This is a genomic window from Micropruina glycogenica (assembly GCF_900289045.1).
Taxonomy (GTDB): domain Bacteria; phylum Actinomycetota; class Actinomycetes; order Propionibacteriales; family Propionibacteriaceae; genus Micropruina; species Micropruina glycogenica.
In genome coordinates this window covers 1,572,167-1,591,478 of the sequence record NZ_LT985188.1, presented here as the reverse complement: position 1 = coordinate 1,591,478, position 19,312 = coordinate 1,572,167, and the positions used below count along the sequence as shown (strand labels likewise).

The following is a 19,312-nucleotide window of genomic DNA, read 5'->3' as shown; positions in this document are numbered from 1 at the left end:
CGTCTGCCTCGTCGCTCGCGGGGCGCCGCGCACGGTGCGCAGCGGCTTCGTCACGACGCGCCGCGAATCGTCATTGCCAACTCATCGAGGTATGCTTAGTATCTACATGTAGTAGTTACAGGCACGTGGTTCGCCCACAGGTGGTGGTTGTTATCCACACCGGTTTCCACAGCCCGTTCACACGCTGGTCCACAGGGTGTTCGCCATCGTCGGTGCAGAGGGGTCGCATCATGTACTGCCCGTATTGCCGCAACACCGACTCGCGCGTGCTCGATTCGCGCGTGGTCGATGACGGCGCGGCGATCAGGCGTCGACGTCAGTGCCCCTCGTGTGAGCGTCGGTTCACCACGTTGGAGCAGATGCAGCTCGTGGTGGTGAAGCGCTCCGGCGTCGTCGAAGCCTTTTCGCGCGACAAAGTCGTGGGTGGCGTTCGCAAGGCCTGCAAGGGCCGCCCGGTGTCGGACGCCGACCTGGCCAGGCTCGGCCAGCAGGTCGAAGAATCGCTGCGGGCCGGCGGTCAGGGTGAGATTCCCGCCGACGAGGTGGGGCTGGCGATCCTGGGGCCCCTGCGATCGCTCGACGCCGTGGCGTACCTGCGCTTCGCGTCGGTGTACAAGCACTACTCGTCGGTCGAAGACTTCGAGTCCGAGATCGAGAACCTACGTAATCACCTTTCGCCGCCCGCGCTCAGCGCGTCCGAGCCCAACTGAAAGCGAAGCCAACCCATGACCGAAATCACACGCACCGCCGGAAAGCGCTCCGGCAAGTCGTCGGGGCTCACCGTCGAGCGGGTCTTCACCACCGAGGGCGTCCACCCCTACGACCAGGTCACGTGGGAGCACCGCGACGTGGTGCAGACCAACTGGAAGACCGGTGAGACCGTCTTCGAACAGCGCGGCGCCGAGTTTCCCGACTTCTGGAGCGTGAACGCCTCGACCATCGTCACCACCAAGTACTTCCGCGGAGCGCTCAACACCCCGGCCCGTGAAACCAGCCTGCGCCAGCTCATCGACCGCGTCGTCAGCACCTACCGCGGGGCCGGTGAGGCAAACGGGTACTTCGCCACCGAGTACGACGCCGAGATCTTCGACCACGAGCTCACCTGGATGCTGCTGCACCAGTACTTCAGCTTCAACAGCCCGGTGTGGTTCAACGTGGGCACCAAGAGCCCGCAGCAGGTCAGCGCCTGCTTCATTCTCAGCGTCGACGACTCGATGGACTCGATTCTCAACTGGTACAAGGAGGAGGGCTTCATCTTCAAGGGCGGCTCCGGTGCCGGCCTGAACCTGTCCCGGATCCGCTCCAGCAAAGAGCTGCTGTCCTCCGGCGGCACCGCGTCCGGCCCGGTCAGCTTCATGCGCGGCGCCGACGCATCGGCGGGCACCATCAAGTCCGGTGGTGCCACCCGGCGGGCCGCAAAAATGGTCGTGCTCGACGTCGACCACCCCGACATCGAAGAGTTCATCGAGACCAAGGCCCGCGAGGAAGACAAGATTCGCGCGCTGCGCGACGCCGGCTTCGACATGGACCTCGGCGGCAAAGACATCGTCAGCGTGCAGTACCAGAACGCCAACAACTCCGTCCGGGTCACCGACGAGTTCATGACCGCCGTGGAGGCCGGCACCGAGTTCGGGTTGCGCTCGCGAATGGACGGCGAGGTGATCGAAACCGTCGACGCCCGGTCGCTGTTCGACAAGATGGCCAAGGCCGCCTGGGAGTGCGCCGACCCCGGCATTCAGTACGACGACACGATCAACGCCTGGCACACCAACCCCGAGACCGGCCGCATCACCGCGTCGAACCCGTGCTCTGAGTACATGAGCCTCGACAACTCATCGTGCAACCTGGCCAGCCTCAACCTGCTCAAGTTTCTGCGCGACGACGACACCTTCGACGTGGCGAAGTTCGTCAAGGCGGTCGAACTGGTCATCACGGCCATGGACATCAGCATCTGCTTCGCCGACTTTCCCACCGAGTCGATCGGCCAGACCACGCGTGACTATCGTCAGCTCGGCATCGGGTACGCCAACCTGGGCGCCCTGCTGATGGCGGTGGGTCGCGGGTACGACTCCGCCGGTGGACGGGCACTGGCCGCGGCCATCACGTCACTGATGACCGCCACCAGCTACCGCCGCTCGGCCGAACTGGCGGGCATCCTCGGCCCCTACAACGGCTACGCCCGCAACGCGACCGCCCACCAGAAGGTGATGCGCAAGCATCAGGCGGCCAACGACGAGGTGCGCACGTTCACCGACCTCGACGCGTCGGTGCACGATGCGGCGACCAGCGAGTGGGCCTCGGTGGTGTCGCTCGGGGCCGGCAACGGCTTCCGCAACGCCCAGGCGTCCGTGCTCGCACCCACGGGCACGATCGGCTTCATGATGGACTGCGACACCACCGGCATCGAACCCGACTTCTCGCTGGTCAAGTTCAAGAAGCTGGTCGGTGGCGGCTCGATGCAGATCGTCAACCAGACCATTCCGCGGGCGCTCAATCGGCTCGGCTACACCGAAGAGACCGTCGAGGCGATCATCGAGTACATCTCGACCCACGGCCACGTGGTCAACGCGCCCGGCCTGAAGAGCGAGCACTACGAGATCTTCGACACCGCGATGGGCGAGCGCGCCATCAAGCCGATGGGCCACGTGCACATGATGGCCGCGGTGCAGCCGTTCTTGTCGGGCGCGATCAGCAAGACCGTCAACCTGCCCGAGACCGCCACCGTCGACGAGATCGCCGAGGTGTACCTGCAGGGCTGGAAGCTCGGCCTGAAGGCGCTCGCGGTGTACCGCGACAACTGCAAGGTCGGCCAGCCGCTCAGCGACGGCAAGAAGAGCGAGGCCAAGGCCGAAGCGGTGGCCGAGGCGCCGGTCAAGGTCGAGTACCGGCCGCGTCGCAAGCGTCTGCCCAAGTCACGCATGAGCCGCACCACGTCGTTCTCGGTGGGCGGGGCCGAGGGCTACCTCACCGCCGGCGCCTACGACGACGGACGCCTCGGCGAAGTGTTCCTCAAGCTCGGCAAGCAGGGCTCCACCCTGGCCGGGGTGATGGACGCCTTCTCGATCGCCATCTCGATCGCCCTGCAGTACGGGGTGCCGCTCGAGACCTACGTGCAGAAGTTCACCAACATGAAGTTCGAGCCGGCGGGCATGACCGATGACGCCGACGTGCGCATGGCGCAGTCGATCATCGACTACATCTTCCGTCGGCTGGCACTCGACTACCTGACCTTCGACGAACGCGCCGAGTTGGGCATTCACACCTCCGCCGAGCGGGCCCGCTACGTCGAAACCGGGTCGTACCTGTCGGAGGAGGACGAGGCCAACCTGATCGAGTCCGAGGCGTTGAAGAACGACGCGGGCGACGAGGTCACCATTCACGAGGACGGCCCGAACCAGCCGGCCCTGGTCGAGGCCCGTCCGCATTCGACCGCCGAGGTGCTCGAGAAGATCTCGGGCTTGGCCATCGACGCGCCGTTGTGCATGACCTGCGGCACCAAGATGCGCCGCAGTGGCAGCTGCTACATCTGCGAAGGTTGCGGCAGCACCAGCGGCTGCAGCTGACGCCACTGCCGCGTATCGGGGGGCGCGGCTGAAGGGTAGTGCGTAGGGGGTCCGGTGCATACCGGACCCCCTACGCTGTCGAGGCCCTGCCAGCTCGACCGGCGGTTGCCGTGGGTCTCGCAGGGCTGGACAAGAGCGGTTCCACACGCGTCTCGACACGCTCGACCACAGGCCCGCCGTCATCCCGGCGAATGCCGGGATCTCATTCGGGCGACGCTCTGATACCGGGCCGCGGGCAGATGGTCGGCGTGGGAGGCCTCGACACGCTCGACCAGAGGCACTGCCGTCTCGACACGCTCGACCGGTGAGGCGTCTCGACAAGCTGTCTCGACCGACGCTCAGGCCGGGTCCGCGTCCACCGTTCTGCGCCGCGCCTGTCGCAGGAAGAACCACACCAGGCCGGCCAGGGCGATGGCCGCTGCGGCCAGAGCGGCTGCGGGGGAGTGTTCCCACAGCAAGGCGAGCGCTTCAAAACCGACGAAGCCGACGGTGCCGTACAAGAACGCCCAGGCCACCGCGCCCACCACGGTGGCCGGCACGTACCGCACCAGCGGCATGCGGGTCGCTCCTGCGGCGAGGTTGACGAGCGTCTGCACGCCGATGGTCAGAAAGGACACGCTGACGGCCGGCGCTCCCCAGCGATTGATCCGCTCGACGGCCCGCTGGTAACCCGGTGAGTCCATCCACCGCGCGGCACGCGTGCGGTGGGCACCATTCGCGACCAGTCGTCCGACCCAGTACGTGGCGTTCGAGCGCAGCAGCACGATGACGAAGAGCGCTGCGATCACGATCGGAAAGGGCGCGCCCCAACCGGTCGGGTCCATTGGGCTCCACCTTCCGTCGTCGTCGGGTCAGTGTATTCGAGCCCCTGCTCGCGCGGCCCGGGCCAGCCAGGCCATGCCGCCGAACAGCAGCACCAGCCCGACCGCCGAGACGGGCTGTGCGGGGTGCAGCACGGTGCCGTAGCGCCACACCAGGGCCGTGCCCAGCATCAGCAGCAGAAAGGCGGCGACCACACCGCGCGACGGGGCGTCGCCCAGTGGTGGAATCAGGGCGTACTCGAGCCGTCCGATCCACGGCACCACAAGGGCGATCACCCCGTAGGTCACGAGCACCATCGACCACTGCGACAACAGCACCTCGGTGGCCGCCGGCGCCAGTCGCGAGACCCCGAACAGCAGCGCGCCCGCGATCACGATGCACGGAATGTGCCAAAGATAGGTGGTCACGGCCAGCGCGTTGGCCACCGACAGCCCACGCTCGGTGCGCGGCGACAGCCGGGCCGCCACACCGGCCCGTTCGAGCAGCCCAAGTCCGGCCGCTTGTGCGGCGCCCAGCACCGCCATGGCCACGGTGGGCGGCAGCACGTTGGCGATCGGAATGTCGCCCAGACCGATGGACGACCCGGGGTAGCCGAGGCCGAAGATCAGCACCGGAATGATCGCCGCGGCCACGGCCATCACCACCCACGACACCCAGACCGGTCCGCGCCGAAACCACCCACGGTGGTAGGCGATGCCCAGTTGATGACACAACGGCCACACGGTCAGCAGGTTGGCGTAGCGCACCTCGAAGTCGCCGACCCGCCACGACCAGGCATCCACCACGACGGCGAGAAGGCCGAGCACCAGCAGCGGCAACCACGGCCGCCGGTCGTGCAGGGTGACCATGAACGGTGCGACCGCAACGATCACCAGGTAGATCGCGATGAACCACAACAGTTGGGCGAACTGCACGCTCAGCGCGATGCTGGGTGCGACCGGCCCGAACCAGGCCGCGGCGGTCGACAGCACCGTGCTGAAGCCCACGAACAGCAGCATGGGCCCGACCAGCCGGTGTGCGCGTGAGGCCAGATAGAAGGTGTAGCCGCGGGCCTCGGCCCGCACCTTGTCGACCACCAGGGCGTGGGCGAAACCGCCGGCGATGAAGAACAGCGGAATGATCATGACGAACCAACTGGCCGTCCACCACGACCAGTGCGGCTGCGGCGCCCACGGCACCACCTGCGGCAGCCCGTCGACCACGACCACCTGATACAGCAGGCAGTGGAACGTCACCACCACCAGCACGGACGTTGCCCGGGCCAGGTCGATCAGGTGGTTGCGCGGGGTCATCGGCCGTCATCGTACGCGGTGCGGCTGCGGCGTGCTGGCGCGTGCGAGCTGCCGGGACGCACCGCGCGGCCGACGCCGACACCCCTAGCCTGCTACGAGTGCAGGGTGCGCTGTCGGGGTTCTTCACGATCGGAGTGATCGTGGCGACCGGCGCGCTGCTCGCGCACTTCAGAGTGCTCGGCGATCTGCATCGCGCGCTGCTGAATCGGCTGGCGTTTCTGGTGGCGTCTCCGGCGCTGCTGTTCTCGCTGGTGGTGCAGGCCGACCTGGCGCACCTGTTCTCGCACACCCTGACGGTGTCGCTGATCGCCATCGGGGCGGCAGCCGTCGCCTATCTGGTCGCCTCGCGAGCACTTTTCGGCCGCTTCAATGCCGCGACCGTGATCGGCACGTTGTGCGCCAGTTACACCAACGCCGGCAACCTCGGCCTGCCGATCGCGGCCGCGATCATGGGCGACATGACCTGGATGGCGCCGATCATGCTGGTGCAGATCGGCCTGCTGCAGCCGCTCGCGCTCGCCGTGCTCGACACCAGAACCGCCCGCCGGTCGGGCGAACCGCTGGCCTGGCACAGCTATCTGACCCTGCCGCTGCGCAACCCGATCACCACCGCAGTGCTGCTCGCCGTCGTGGTGAAGCTGACCGGCGTGAGCGTACCGGCGCTGGTGCAGAAGCCGATCGAGATGGTGGGCGCCATCGCGGTGCCCGCGATGCTGCTCGCCTTCGGCATCTCGCTGCGGCTCGACCCTCTGGCAATCCGTGGCAGCCACGCCCCGCTGGTGTGGCTCGTTCAGGTGATCAAGGTGGTGCTGATGCCCCTGGCCGCATGGGTGCTGGGCAGCTTCGCGTTCGGGCTGAACGGGTCCGAACTGCTGGCCGTGACGGTGATCGCCGCGCTGCCCGCGGCGCAGAACATCTACGTGATCGCGTCGCGCTACGAAGTGGGTGAGTCGTTGGCCCGAGACTCCATCTTCATCTCGACCATGCTGTCGGTGCCCACGATCACCCTGATCGCAGGTCTGCTGGGTGCCGGCTGAGCCCTTCGGTGGCGTGCGAGTCCGTGCCGGCACACCGCAACAAGAAGGGCTGTTGCCGTGCGCAGACTCGTTCGACCCCATGCTCGAGGGTCGTGCCACCTACCAGACCGAGCTCGTCCGAGGCGACGCAGTCGAGTGCGTCCGCGTGTTGCTGATCCACCGCCACCGGTGAGCGCCACGCCAGTGCGTCCGATCGGTTCCCTACCGGCCGGGGTGCGGGCTAGGTTGGACGCGTGGACGATCCGAACAACCCCAGTGAGGTGCACGCGTTCGACATCGATCGCAGCACCGACGAGGCCTGGACCGAGTTCGCCACGCGCCTCGGTGAGGTGATCTCACACATGGACAGCGGCGCCACGCTGCGCATCGGATCGCTGGCCACCGAGCACGAGGGCATGTCGCCCTTCGTGCTGTTTCGGTGCGAAGGGGTGCAAGACCTGGTCGTCGAGGCCGCTGGCAACGCCTCGTTGAGCGAGGAGTTCCAGCTCGGCACCGAGCAGCTCGAGGCGCTGGAGCAGCGCGGCTGGAACCCGCCCAACGTCGACGGTGCATACCCCAGCGAGAACTACTGGATCGTCGGCAACCAGGAAGACGCGGTCGAGTTGGCCGAGCGGGCCACGGACGTGTTGCGCAACATCTACCACGTGCCGCACCCGGCGTTTCTCGCCCCCGACCAGCTCGCCGAGATCCTCACCCCGCCCGGTGCCCGAGAGGCGCCGACCACCATGTTCGAGTCCGACGACATGGTGGCTCATGTGGTGAGCGGCAAGGCCGAACTGGACCGCCTGATCGAGGCCGAGCTGACGCAGTTGCTCGGCCACCAGCCACTGCAGGACGCAGACGGCGACTTCGCACTGCGGGTCGGCTCGACGATGGTGTTCGTGCGGGCCACCAGCGACGCTCAAGAGGTGCTGGTGTTCTCGGCGGTGGTGCACGACGTCGACGGCCGCAGCCGGGCCATGGAGGTGCTCAGCGACCTCAACACCGAGGCGCGATTCGTGCGGTTCATGCTGATTCGCGACCGGGTTTTCGTTTCGCTGTCGATCTTCGGCCAGCCCTTCGTCCCCGCCCATCTGCATCAGGCGCTGCGTGCGGTGTCGGTGGTGTCCGACGAGATCGACGAGCATCTGGCGTCCAAGCTGCGCGGGCGCACGACCTTTGCCGGCGACGGCTGAGCTGACTCGAGCTGCGCTCGTGGCCAGGTAGCTGCGGTGCTCACGTGGGTGCCGCGCCGTGGGGGTGCACCCCGTCCCGCCCTGGGCGATGCAGGCTGCGCCGCTGAGTCGCCCGGTACGCAGCGCGCCGAAAGGCGGGCACGTTGAGGCGTCCCCCCGGCGTGACGCAGGCGCGGCTGGGCGGTTCCGCACCTCGGCGAACCTGGCTAGCGTGGGGGCCATGTCAGAAACTCTGCCCGACCTTACCGAATCCGAGCTCGCCGGCATCGACGCCTGGTGGCGCGCCAACAACTACCTCACCGTCGGCCAGATCTACCTGATGGCCAACCCACTGCTGCGCGAACCGCTCAAGCCCGAGCACATCAAGCCGCGGCTGCTCGGCCACTGGGGCACCAGCCCGGGGCTGGCGTTCGTGTACGCCCACGTGTCGCGGCTGATCAAGCACACCGGCCAGGACTGCCTCTACATCACCGGCCCCGGCCACGGCGGCCCCGCCCTGGTGGGGGCGTCCTATCTGGAGGGCACCTACACCGACGCCTTTCCGCACATCACCCAAGACAACGACGGCCTGCTCACGTTCTTCCGCCAGTTCTCGGCCCCCGGCGGCATTCCCAGCCACGTGTCGGTGACCACCCCCGGCTCGATTCACGAGGGCGGCGAACTCGGCTACGCGCTGATCCACGCCTTCGGCTCGGTGTTCGACAACCCCGACCTGCTCACCATCGCCGTGGTCGGCGACGGCGAGGCCGAAACCGGCCCGCTCGAGGGCTCGTGGAAGGGCATCTCGTTTCTGAACCCCGAACACGACGGTGCCGTGCTGCCCGTGCTGCACCTGAACGGCGGCAAGATCGCCGCGCCGACCGTGCTGTCGCGCAAGCCGCCCGCCGAGGTTCGTGAACTGCTCGAGGGCCACGGCTACGACGTGATCGAGGTCGAGGGCGATGACCTGCCCGGCATGCACCACCGGTTCGCGGCCGCTCTGCAGCAGGCCTACGCCGGCATCAAGCAGATCCAGCAACAGGCGCGTGAGGGGGAGGGGTTCACCGAGCGTCCGCGCTGGCCGCTCATCGTGCTGCGCAGCCCCAAGGGCTGGACCGGCCCCGACAAGGTGGACGGCATTCAGGTGCAGGGCACCTGGCGCGCCCACCAGGTGCCGCTCTCGGGAGTGAAGACCAACGCCGACCACCTCGCCCAGCTCGAGGCGTGGTTGCGGTCGTACCGCCCCGAGGAGCTGTTCGATGACGCCGGCCGCCCGGTCGACCTGGTGTTGAGCGCCAACCCAGACAAGATCGCGTCCATGTCGGGTACCCCGTACGCCAACGGCGGGCTGCTCACCGAACCGCTCGACCTTCCCGACTTTCGCGAACTGGCGGTGACGGTCGAGCAAAGGGCCACCGAACGCATCGAGTCGACCCGCAAGCTGGGCGAGCTGATGCGCGAGGCGTACCGGCGCAACCCGCACAACTTCCGGCTGTTCTGCCCCGACGAGACCAACAGCAACCGGCTGGGTGCGGTCTTCGAGGCGAGCGACCGGGCCTGGATGGAATCGGTCACCCCCGACGACGTCAGCCTGAGCCCGCGCGGCCGGGTGATGGAGGTGCTCAGCGAGCACAACTGCCACGGCTGGCTCGAGGCCTACACCCTCACCGGACGGCACGGACTGTTCGCCACCTACGAGGCGTTCGCCATGGTGTCGGCCAGTCAGACCATTCAGCACGGCAAGTGGCTGCAAGAGGCGTCGCACCTGCCGTGGCGCGCCGACGTGCCCAGCCTCAACGTGCTGCTCAGCTCCACCGCGTGGCGCAACGACCACAACGGCTTCAGCCACCAGGGCCCCGGCATGCTGCAGGTGGTGCTCAACGGCGGCGCCCAGCATTCGCGCATCTACCTGCCGCCCGACGCCAACTGCCTGCTTTCGGTGGCCGACCACTGCTTTCGCAGCCACAACTACGTCAACCTGATCGTGCAGGACAAGCAGCCGCAGCCGCAGTGGCTGAGCATGACCGAAGCGATCGACCATTGCACCCGCGGAGCGTCCATCTGGCAATGGGCGGGCACCGAAGAAGACGCCGGCGAGCCCGACATCGTGATGGCCTGCGCCGGCGACATTCCCACGCTCGAAACGGTGGCCGCCGCCGAGATCATCAAGGCCAAGCTGCCTGATATCAGGCTGCGGGTGGTGAACGTGGTCGATCTGATGACGCTGCTGCGGCCCAAGGACCACCCGCACGGCATGAGCGAGCTCTACTTCAAAGAACTGTTCACCGACAACCGCGACGTGGTGTTCGCTTTTCACGGCTACCCGGGCGCGATTCACCAGTTGGTGCATGGACGGCCCGACGCCGACCGGTTCAGGGTGCGCGGCTTCATCGAGCAGGGCACCACCACCACCCCGTTCGACATGGTGGTGCGCAACCGTGCGTCGCGCTACCACCTGGTGATGGACGTGCTCAACAACATGCGCGTCACCAGGCGCGGTTCAGGCGACCTGATGCGGTTCTGTGAGGCCCAGTTGGCCCGGCACGAGAGCTACATCGTGGAACATCTCGAAGACATGCCCGAGGTGCGGGATTGGAAGCTTGGAGCCACCGTCTGAAATACCAGTAAGGTCACCTGTATGGCGCAGTACGGGCATCTGACCACACTCGATGCGGATGAGTGTCGGTTGCTGCTGGGCACGCGTCGCTTCGGACGGGTGGGTTGGAACTCGGCCTCGGGGGTGCAGATCCTGCCGGTGAGTTACGGCATGGTGGGCGACACGATCGTGTTTCGCACCATGGCCGCCTCGCCGCTGGCCGAACTCGTCCGACCGGTCGAGGTGTCGTTTCAGGTCGACGACCTCGACGACGAAACCACCACGGGGTGGAGCATTCTGGTGCACGGCATGTCGGGCGCCCCGGTGGAGCAACTGCCCGCCAACATGCCGGCCCCGTGGGCGCCGGGGGATCGTCCACTGGTGATCGGCATCGCCGCCGACCACTTCGCGGGGCGTTCGATCGCGGCCGACTGAGCCGCCCGAGCTGAAGGAGCACCACGTCATGGCCAAGCCGTACGCCGGCCCGCCCCCCATTCTGGTCGGCTACGACGCGTCCGACGACGCGGTGCAGGCCCTGGAGTACGCGGCCAGGGTGGCGGCCGCCACCAAGACGCTGCTGCAGGTGGTGTTCGTGGCCGACGACACGGTGGTGAACAGCGCCTGGGGCGTGGTTTTCGACGCCAGTTCGGTGCAGAGCACGGCGCGCCGGTTGCTGGGCGAGGCGGCCGGCGTGGCGCATTCGCTCGGCGTTGCCAAGAAACGCATTCAGACCAAGGTTGCGGTGGGCACCCCGGTGGGCGTACTCACCCAGCTCAGCCAGAACTGTTCGATGGTGGTGGTCGGACGGAGGGCCAACAGCGGCGTCAGCCGCCAGTTCTCGGGCTCGACCACGGTGGGGCTGGCCGCATCGGTGCGCTGCCCGCTGGTCGTGGTGTCCGACACCGCCACCCACATCGACGGCCCGATCGGCGTCGCCCTGGACGCCTCTGGCCCCGGCCTGGCCGCCCTCGATTGGGCGCTGTCGAACCCGCTGTTCACCGGCCGTCCGGTGCGCGTGGTGAGCGTGTGCCGAGCGCCGCAGAGCCGCATCTTTCGCTCGAGCGTCAGCCAGGAGCAGATCGACGAGGCCGTGCGGCAGACCGGCGCTTCCCAGGCCTCTTTGGTCGCCAAGGTGGCGGTGCGGCACCCCGGTGCCAGCAGCATCGAAGCCGAGGTTCGCTACGGCTCGCCCATCGACGAACTTGCGTCGTTGAGCGAGCAGGTCTCGGTGCTCGTGCTCGAAGCGTCGGTGAGATTTCCGACCTATTCGGTGGGCAGCGTGGCGCGCGGCATGTTGACCTACGCCTCATGCCCGGTGGTGCTGGTCAAGTCCTGACCCGACCCCGGTCGGCCCCCTCGCGTACCCACCGTCATCCCGGGCCTGCCCCGGGATCTCACCGTGCACCCTGAGATCGCGGCGTCTGGGCGGGCCCGCTCACCCGCGCCACAGGATCGAGCTGGTGGGCCGCTGTAGGCTGACGGGTCGTGTCCGAACCCGCGCTCTCACTGGCCGTCGACCCGGCGCTGCCGATCGCTGCGTGGGCCGACGACATCGTGGCGGCCGTTCGCGACCACCAGGTGCTGATCGTGGCGGGCGAGACCGGTTCGGGCAAGACCACCCAGTTGCCCAAGCTCTGCCTCGCCGCCGGACGAACCCGCGTCGGTCACACCCAGCCCCGCCGCATCGCCGCGCGCAGCCTGGCCGAACGCATCGCCGAAGAGATCGGCACGCCGCTGGGTGACGTGGTGGGCTACCAGGTGCGGTTCACCGCGAAGACCAGCCGGCAGACCCGGGTCAAGGTGATGACCGACGGCATTCTGCTGGCCGAAATCGCCCACGACCGCGACCTGCGCCGCTACGACACCCTGATCATCGACGAGGCCCACGAGCGCAGCCTCAACATCGACTTTCTGCTCGGCTACCTCAAGCAACTGTTGCCCAGGCGACCCGACCTAAACCTGATCGTCACCTCGGCCACCATTGACACCCAGCGATTCTCAGAGCACTTCGGCGGCGCGCCGATCATTGAGGTGTCGGGCCGCACCTACCCGGTCGAGGTGCGCTGGCGTCCGGTGATCGAGCAGGGTACCGACCGCGACCTGATCGACGGCATCTGCGACGCCGTCACCGAGTTGATGATCGACGGCCCCGATGGCGACATTCTGGTGTTCTGTTCCGGCGAGCGCGACATTCGTGACGCCGCCGACGCGATCGGTGCGCTCGACTGGCGTGCCCTCACCCCCCGCGAGGTCGAGATCCTGCCCCTGTACGCGCGGTTGAGCGCGCACGAGCAGCACCGGGTCTTCGCCCCGCACCGTGGGCTGCGGGTGGTGCTGGCCACCAACGTCGCCGAAACGTCGCTCACGGTGCCGGGGATCCGCTCGGTGGTCGACCCCGGCTTCGCCCGCATCTCGCGCTACTCGGCGCGCACCAAGGTGCAACGGCTGCCCATCGAGGCGATCTCACAAGCCTCGGCCAACCAGCGGGCCGGACGCTGCGGACGCGTCGCGCCCGGCGTCTGCATTCGGCTCTACGACGAAGACGACTTCGAGGCGCGGCCAGAGTTCACCGAGCCCGAGATTCTGCGTACCAACCTGGCCGCGGTGATTCTGCAGATGGCGCAGGCCAAGCTGGGCGACATCGAGCGCTTCCCGTTCGTCGAACCGCCCGACTCGGCCCAGATCAGCGACGGCCTGCGGCTGCTGCGTGAGCTGGGTGCGATCGAGTCGGACGCGCAGCACCCCGTCACCCCGGCCCGCCCCGTCACCCCGGCCCGCCCCGTCATCCCGGCGAACGCCGGGATCTCATCCAGTGGGGTCTCGACAAGCTCGACCAGCCGTGGTGGGGTCTCGACAGGCTCGACCAGCGGGGGTGGGCGCAAGCGCCGGCGCGGCGGGCACGTTCGGCTCACCCCGATCGGTCACCAACTCGCCCGGCTGCCCGTCGACCCGCGGCTGGGCCGCATGCTCGTCGAGGCCGAGCGGCAGGGCTGCCTGCGCGAGGCACAGGCGGTGGTGGCCGGGCTGACCATTCAAGACGTCCGCGAGCGCCCTGCCGAGTTTCAGCAGCAGGCGGACGCCCTGCATCGGCGCTTCTTCAGCGACGACCCGGAGGCGACCGGGGGTAGAGACCCGTCCGACGTCGCCGCCCTGCAGCGGCTCTGGAACTACCTGCGCACCGCCCGCAAAGAACGTTCGGGCAACGCCTTTCGCCGCATGTGTCGCGACGAGTACCTGAACTTTCTGCGCGTGCGCGAGTGGGAAGACCTCAACGAGCAACTCAAGACCGTGTGCCGCGACCTCGGCATGAACCGCAACACCGAACCGGCCGGAATCGACCGGTTGCACATCGCGGTGCTGTCGGGCCTGCTCTCGCACGTGGGCCTGCTGGACGAGCGCACCACCACCCGTCCGGGCGAGCGCCGACGTGGCCCGCGCGAATACCTGGGTGCGCGCGGCAGCCGCTTCGCGATCAGCCCTGGGTCGGCCGCCGCCCGCATCAACCCGCCCCTGGTGATGGCGGTCGAACTGGTCGAGACCACGCGGCTGTGGGCCCGCACCGTGGCGCCGATCGACGAGGCCTGGGTCGAAGAGGTCGGCGCTCACCTGCTGAGCCGCACCTATTCCGAGCCGCGCTGGTCGGCCCGCAGCGGCCAGGCGGTGGCCACCGAACGCGTCACCCTGCTGGGGGTGCCGATCGTGGCCGGCCGCACCGTCAGCTACGGGCGCATCGACCCCGACGAGTCGCGGCGGCTGTTCCTTCAGGCCGCCCTGGTCGAAGGCCAGTGGCACACCAGGCACCACTTCTGGGCCCGCAACGAGGCGGCGCGCGCGGCTGCCGAAGAGCTGGCCGAACGCACCCGACGGCACGACCTGCTGGCCGACGACGCAGCGTTGTTCGCCTTCTACGACGCCCGCATTCCGGCCGACGTGGTGTCGGTGGCCCACTTCGACCGCTGGTGGCGCGACGCCCGGCGCCGCGAAGAGCATCTGCTCGACCTGCCGTCCGACGTGTTGTTGCCGCAGGGCGAATCGGTCGACGCCGACGACTTTCCCGATCACTGGAGCAGCGGCGAGCTCGACCTGCCGGTCAGCTACGTGTTCGACCCCGGCTCGGGCCACGACGGCGTCACGGTGTCGATCGAGTTGGCCCAGCTCAATCAGGTGACGGCCGACGACTTCGGCTGGCAGATACCCGGGCTGCGGCAGGAGTTGGTCACCGCCCTGGTGCGCGGGCTGCCGAAACAGTGGCGGGCCAAGCTCGTGCCCGCGCCCGATACCGCCCGCCGCGCCGTCGCCTGGCTCGACGAGCACCGGGTCGCGGGTGAGGCGCTGACCGATGGGCTGGGCCGGGCGATTCGGCAGCTCACCGGCGTACAGGTGCCCGCAGACGCGTGGCAGCTCGACGCGGTGCCCGACCACCTGCGGGTGCGGTTCGTGGTCACCCGCGACGGTGCCGAGGTCGCGGCCGGCAAAGACCTGCCCGAACTTGCCGAACGACTCGGTTCGAAGGTGCGCGCCGAGTTGAACGTGGAGGCGTCCGAACACACCCACAGCGGCGCAACGAACTGGGCCTTCAGCACGATCGCCGACCGGGTCGAGGGCACCGTGGTCGGTTATCCGGCCTTGTCGGACCGCGGTGACCGGGTGGGGGTCACGGTGTTCGCGACCGAGCCAGAGGCCCGCAGTTCGCACCTGCTGGGGCTGCGCCGGCTGGTCGCGCTGACCAGCCCCGAGGTGACCAACTGGGTGGTGTCGAGGCTGAGCAACCCCACGAAGTTCGCACTGGCCGCGTCCCCCTACCCGACCGTACCGGCGCTGCTGGCCGACGCCAGGCTGAAGGCCATCGAGACCTTGATACTGACCGCCGGCGACCCATGGCTGGTGCGTGACGACGCGGCGTTCGCCGCGCTTCGCGACCGGGTGCGGGCCGATGCCGCCGATCAAACCCTTTCGGTGGTGACCACCGCCGGCGACGTGCTGCAGCGCCACCAGCGCGTGCAGTTGGCGCTGCCCGGGGCCACTGAGCCGGTGCGGCGTGACGTCACCGAGCAGTTGGCGGGGCTGGTGCACCGCGGTTTCGTGGCCGGCACGCCCGACCCGCACTGGCAGCGGCTGCCGCGCTACCTGCACGCCGTCGAGCTGCGGCTGGCTGCCGCCCGGGCCAACCCGGCCCGCGACGCGGTGAACGCCGAGATCATCGACGGGCTCGAAGACGAGTACGCGGCCTTGTGCGCCCGCTACCCGGCCGGGCCGCTGCCGACCGACGTCGCAGGCGTCGGCTGGCTACTGGAAGAACTGCGGGTCAGCCTGTTCGCCCAGTCGCTCGGCACGTCGGCACCGATCTCGGCGAAACGCGTCCGTACGGCGATGGCCGGGGTCACCCCACCCCGGTGACCGCGAGATCCCGGTTGGTCGAGCTTGCCGAGACCCACTTGTGGTCGAGCTTGCCAGTCCGATCCCACCAGCGCTCATGGATCTCGACGCTGCCCGATTCAAGAATCGCCGCTTGAGCTCAGGGAACCAGCACCAACCGGTCGCCGGTGGGCCACGCGTCCTCGACCTCGGCCAGCGGCTGGGCGACGTAGTCGACGGTCAACCGACCGTCCGCCGCGGCTTCGAGCACCCCGCCGACTGCGCCGAGCATCGCCTTCATACCCACGCTGCCCAGGCCACTGCCGCTGAGGCGCAGGGGCCGGCTGCGCAACCATGACGCGTGCATGGCCAGGGTCTGGCCCGCCACCGAGCCGACCTCGACCAGGTCGAGGCGGCGGTCGGGCGCCCGATCTCCCGCGAGCAGCGCCGGCAGCAGGGCAGCGGTGCGCTCACCCCACAGGTAGTCGATCACGATGTCGACGCCATCGGGTGCCGCCTGCTGCACCTGCGGGGCCAGCGGTTCGTCGAGCAGCACCAGAGCGTCGGCTCCGCGGCCCAACGCCTTGGCCAGTCCGGTCTCAGATCGTCCGGCAGCGATCACCCGTGCGGCGCCCAGCACCTTGGCAACCTGCACCGCGAGCAGGCCCGACACCCCGGTCGCGCCGTGAACCAACACGGTCGCGTCAGGACGTTCCGCCAGCAGCGGAGTCAGCGGCAACCACGACGACGTGCCCGTGCCTCCTGAACTTTGTTCACGTGCTGCGTTAGTGAACAAAGTTCAGTGTTCAAATCGGGAGGCCGCAATGCGGGGCAGTCTCAGCGTTCCGGTGATCGTGGACGCCGCCTTCGTCGTGCTTGAGAACGCGGGGGTTGAGCGGCGTGACAGCCCGGGCGGTGGCCGCCCAGTTGGGCGTCCGGCCGAGTGCTCTGTACCACCACCTGCCCGACATGGCCACGCTACTCGACCAGATGGCGACCGCCATGCGGCGCGACCTGGTGCTGCAACCGGTCACTGGTTGGCGTGAGTTGCTGCTCGAAACCGGACGGGTGCTGCGGCGCGCTCTGCTGGCCCACCGTGACGGAGGCCGCCTGTTCGCCGGGCGTCGGCTGCCCGACCCCTCGCTGCTGACCGCGATGGAGGAACCGCTGCGCAGCCTCGTCGAGGCCGGATTCTCGCTGGAACAGGCGGTCACCGCGCTGCAGGCGGTGCTCGACCTGACCATCGGGTTCGTAATCGAAGAACAGCATCGGGCATCGGGCGAATCGGGGGAGTACGACCCCGAGCTGCGCCGGCTGCTCTCCTGTGGAGCGATACCCGCTGACGGCGGCCGCCAGCGAGCCCCTGTTCGGGCCGCCCGATCAGCGTTTCGAGAACGAGTTGGGTCTTGTGGTCGCCGGTGTCGGGACTCACCTGCCCTGAGCCTGGCCGTTCGGGGCGGTCGAGACCCCGGAGCTGCGCTCTCGATCAACTCGATCGACACCTGCTTCCATCGCTCGACGCACCCTCAGCACCCGTCCGCCGTCGGCGAAGCGGCCCGAGCGAAGTCGCAGCCGGGCGGTAGGGTTGCAGCGTGATCGATCCGCGGTTGCTGTACACGTTCAATCCCGAGGTGTGGTCGAGCCTTGACGGCAAGCGTCCGGTGCTGATTCACCTGTTCGAGGGTTACGTCGACGCGGCCGCGGTCAACCGGGGCCTGGCCACGCACATCTTGGCGCACTGCAAGCACGAGGTGCTCGCCGAGTTCGACCACGACCAGTTGCACGACTACCGCAGCCGCCGGCCGCAGATGGTGTTCGACACGAACAAGTGGGTGTCGATGAGCGACTTCTCACTGCTGCTGTACAAGGTGTTGGACGCCGAGGGCCAGCCGTTTCTGCTGCTCAGCGGGCCCGAACCCGACACCCAGTGGCGCCGCATGACGCAGGCGGTGCTCGGCATCGCCGAGCGGCTCGACTCGGCCATGCTGCTCACCGGCAGCGGCGTGCCGATGGCGGTTCCGCACACCCGGCCCACTCTGGTCACCTCGCACTCCACCGATCCGGCCCGGGCGGCCGGCAACCCGCTGTGGATCGACCGCATTCAGATTCCCGGCAGCTTCTCGGCGGCGCTGGAGTACCGCGGTGGTCACGCCGGCATCACCGGCATGGGCTTCGTTGCGCACGTGCCGCACTACCTGGCGCAGTCGACATTTCCGCAGGCCACCGCTGCGGTGCTGCGCCGCATGAACGAGGCGGCCGGGCTCAGCATTCCGCTGGGCGAACTCGACGACGAGGCCGAGCAGCAGCTCGTCACCATTCAGGCCGAGGTACAAGAAGACTCCGAGTTTCCGGCCGTGCTGGCAGCGCTCGAAGAGCAGTACGACCAGCTCGCCGACTCTGGTCGAGCTGCAGTGCCCACCGCCGACGAGATCGGAGCCGCCGTGGAGCAGTTCCTCGCCGAACAAGACGATTCGGGCGACGGGCAGGGCTGATCGGCCATGCCCCGCACCACCGGCGAGCTGCTCACCCTGCTGCAGCTCGAGCAGCTCGACACCGACCTGTATCGTGGCCCGCAGCCCGAAACTGCCATGCAGCGTTCGTTCGGCGGCGAGGTGCTGGCCCAAGGCCTCAGTGCCGCGTACCGAACGGTCGACAGCGATCGGCTCGCGCACTCGCTGAATGCCTACTTTCTGCGTCCCGGTTCGCCGGCCTCGCCGATTCTCTACGTGGTCGAGCCGACCCGCGACGGACGCACCTTCAGCCAGCGTCGCGTGGTGGCCCGGCAGGACGGCCGTCCGATCTTTTCGATGGTGTGCTCATTTCACGTGCACGAGACCGGTCTCGATCATGCCGACCCGCTGCCCAGCGACGTCCCGCCGCCCGAGGCGTGCCGTCCGGCCGCCCAGGTGCTGGGCGAGCGGTCGGCACGTCGGGCCGCGTTCTGGGAGATGGAGTGGGGTGCACTCGACGCCCGTTACGTCACCGAGCCGGCACATGCGGCCGAGAACGGGTCGTCTCGGCTGATGCTGTGGATCAAGGCCGAATCGAAGCTGCCCGACGATCCGCGCATTCACCAGATGGTGCTGGCCTATCTGTCCGACATTTCGCTGCTCAGCGTGAGCACCGTCACCCACCCGGTCGAGTTCATGTCACCCGCGCTGCACGCCGCCTCGATCGACCACGCGATGTGGTTTCACCGGCCCGTGAGAGCCGACGAGTGGCTGCTGTACGACCAGGCGTCGCCGTCGGCCTCTGGAGCCCTCGGTTTCGCCCAGGGCCGGCTGTTCGGCCACAACGGCGTCTTCGGCGCGTCCTGCGCCCAGCAGGGCCTGATCCGGCTCGTCGACCGCGCCTGAAGCCGGTCATCGACAAGGCCGGGTCTCGTTCGAGCGATTCAGGGGGGCCGTGATCTCAGGCCCGTGCATGCTCAGCCGGCCGCAGACGTTCACAAATCCGTCGTCATCTCACGGGCCTACGTGTCGATGCGCGCGAC

The 19,312-nt window shown here is 68.4% G+C and carries 14 protein-coding genes; 11 read left to right on the top strand and 3 right to left on the bottom strand.

The annotated features are described in order from the left end of the window. Positions 1-230: 230 nt before the first annotated feature. Complete coding sequence (nrdR, locus tag MPLG2_RS07330; protein WP_105185562.1) at positions 231-710, top strand: transcriptional regulator NrdR; 480 nt, start codon at positions 231-233, stop codon at positions 708-710. A gap of 15 nt (positions 711-725) precedes the next feature. Beyond that, a complete protein-coding gene (locus MPLG2_RS07325) occupies positions 726-3,563 on the top strand; it encodes a vitamin B12-dependent ribonucleotide reductase (protein WP_105185561.1) in 2,838 nt (945 codons plus the stop codon). Positions 3,564-3,901: 338 nt separating this feature from the next. Here MPLG2_RS07325 and MPLG2_RS07320 read toward each other — a convergent pair whose 3' ends face one another. Next, positions 3,902-4,387, bottom strand: coding sequence for a DedA family protein (locus MPLG2_RS07320; RefSeq protein WP_105185560.1), 486 nt, complete (start codon positions 4,385-4,387; stop codon positions 3,902-3,904). Positions 4,388-4,414: 27 nt separating this feature from the next. Further along, positions 4,415-5,677, bottom strand: a complete 1,263-nt coding sequence (locus tag MPLG2_RS07315) for an acyltransferase family protein (protein ID WP_105185559.1) — start codon at positions 5,675-5,677, stop codon at positions 4,415-4,417. Positions 5,678-5,775: 98 nt separating this feature from the next. Between MPLG2_RS07315 and MPLG2_RS18395 the strand changes: the two genes are divergently transcribed. The 6 genes from MPLG2_RS18395 to hrpA all read left to right on the top strand — a co-directional run bounded on the left by MPLG2_RS18395 (position 5,776) and on the right by hrpA (position 15,861). Beyond that, positions 5,776-6,714, top strand: coding sequence for an AEC family transporter (locus tag MPLG2_RS18395; protein ID WP_158680951.1), 939 nt, complete (start codon positions 5,776-5,778; stop codon positions 6,712-6,714). A gap of 233 nt (positions 6,715-6,947) precedes the next feature. Then, a complete protein-coding gene (locus MPLG2_RS07300; RefSeq protein ID WP_231935899.1) occupies positions 6,948-7,889 on the top strand; it encodes a YbjN domain-containing protein in 942 nt (313 codons plus the stop codon). Positions 7,890-8,109: 220 nt separating this feature from the next. Beyond that, positions 8,110-10,485, top strand: a complete 2,376-nt coding sequence (locus MPLG2_RS07295) for a phosphoketolase family protein (RefSeq protein WP_105185557.1) — start codon at positions 8,110-8,112, stop codon at positions 10,483-10,485. A gap of 21 nt (positions 10,486-10,506) precedes the next feature. Further along, on the top strand, positions 10,507-10,899 hold the full coding sequence (locus MPLG2_RS07290; protein ID WP_105185556.1) for a pyridoxamine 5'-phosphate oxidase family protein: 393 nt from the start codon (positions 10,507-10,509) through the stop codon (positions 10,897-10,899). A gap of 28 nt (positions 10,900-10,927) precedes the next feature. Then, positions 10,928-11,800 carry a universal stress protein gene (locus tag MPLG2_RS07285; protein WP_105185555.1) on the top strand — a complete coding sequence of 291 codons (873 nt, stop codon included), beginning with the start codon at positions 10,928-10,930 and terminating at the stop codon, positions 11,798-11,800. A 149-nt stretch (positions 11,801-11,949) separates the two neighbouring features. Beyond that, complete coding sequence (gene hrpA, locus MPLG2_RS07280) at positions 11,950-15,861, top strand: ATP-dependent RNA helicase HrpA (protein ID WP_105185554.1); 3,912 nt, start codon at positions 11,950-11,952, stop codon at positions 15,859-15,861. 118 nt (positions 15,862-15,979) lie between these two features. On the opposite strand, the gene MPLG2_RS18390 is transcribed toward hrpA, so the two are convergent. Continuing rightward, positions 15,980-16,516, bottom strand: coding sequence for a zinc-binding dehydrogenase (locus MPLG2_RS18390; RefSeq protein WP_158680950.1), 537 nt, complete (start codon positions 16,514-16,516; stop codon positions 15,980-15,982). 203 nt (positions 16,517-16,719) lie between these two features. On the opposite strand from MPLG2_RS18390, the gene MPLG2_RS19830 reads away from it, so the two are divergent. The 3 genes from MPLG2_RS19830 to MPLG2_RS07260 are packed head-to-tail and all read left to right on the top strand — an operon-like array spanning position 16,720 to position 19,175. Then, on the top strand, positions 16,720-17,415 hold the full coding sequence (locus MPLG2_RS19830; RefSeq protein WP_408632052.1) for a TetR/AcrR family transcriptional regulator C-terminal domain-containing protein: 696 nt from the start codon (positions 16,720-16,722) through the stop codon (positions 17,413-17,415). After that, positions 17,412-18,311, top strand: a complete 900-nt coding sequence (locus MPLG2_RS07265) for a PAC2 family protein (RefSeq protein WP_105185552.1) — start codon at positions 17,412-17,414, stop codon at positions 18,309-18,311. Before MPLG2_RS19830 ends, MPLG2_RS07265 begins: the two co-directional genes overlap by 4 nt. Positions 18,312-18,317: 6 nt before the next feature. After that, positions 18,318-19,175, top strand: coding sequence for an acyl-CoA thioesterase (locus tag MPLG2_RS07260; RefSeq protein ID WP_105185551.1), 858 nt, complete (start codon positions 18,318-18,320; stop codon positions 19,173-19,175). Positions 19,176-19,312: the final 137 nt, after the last annotated feature.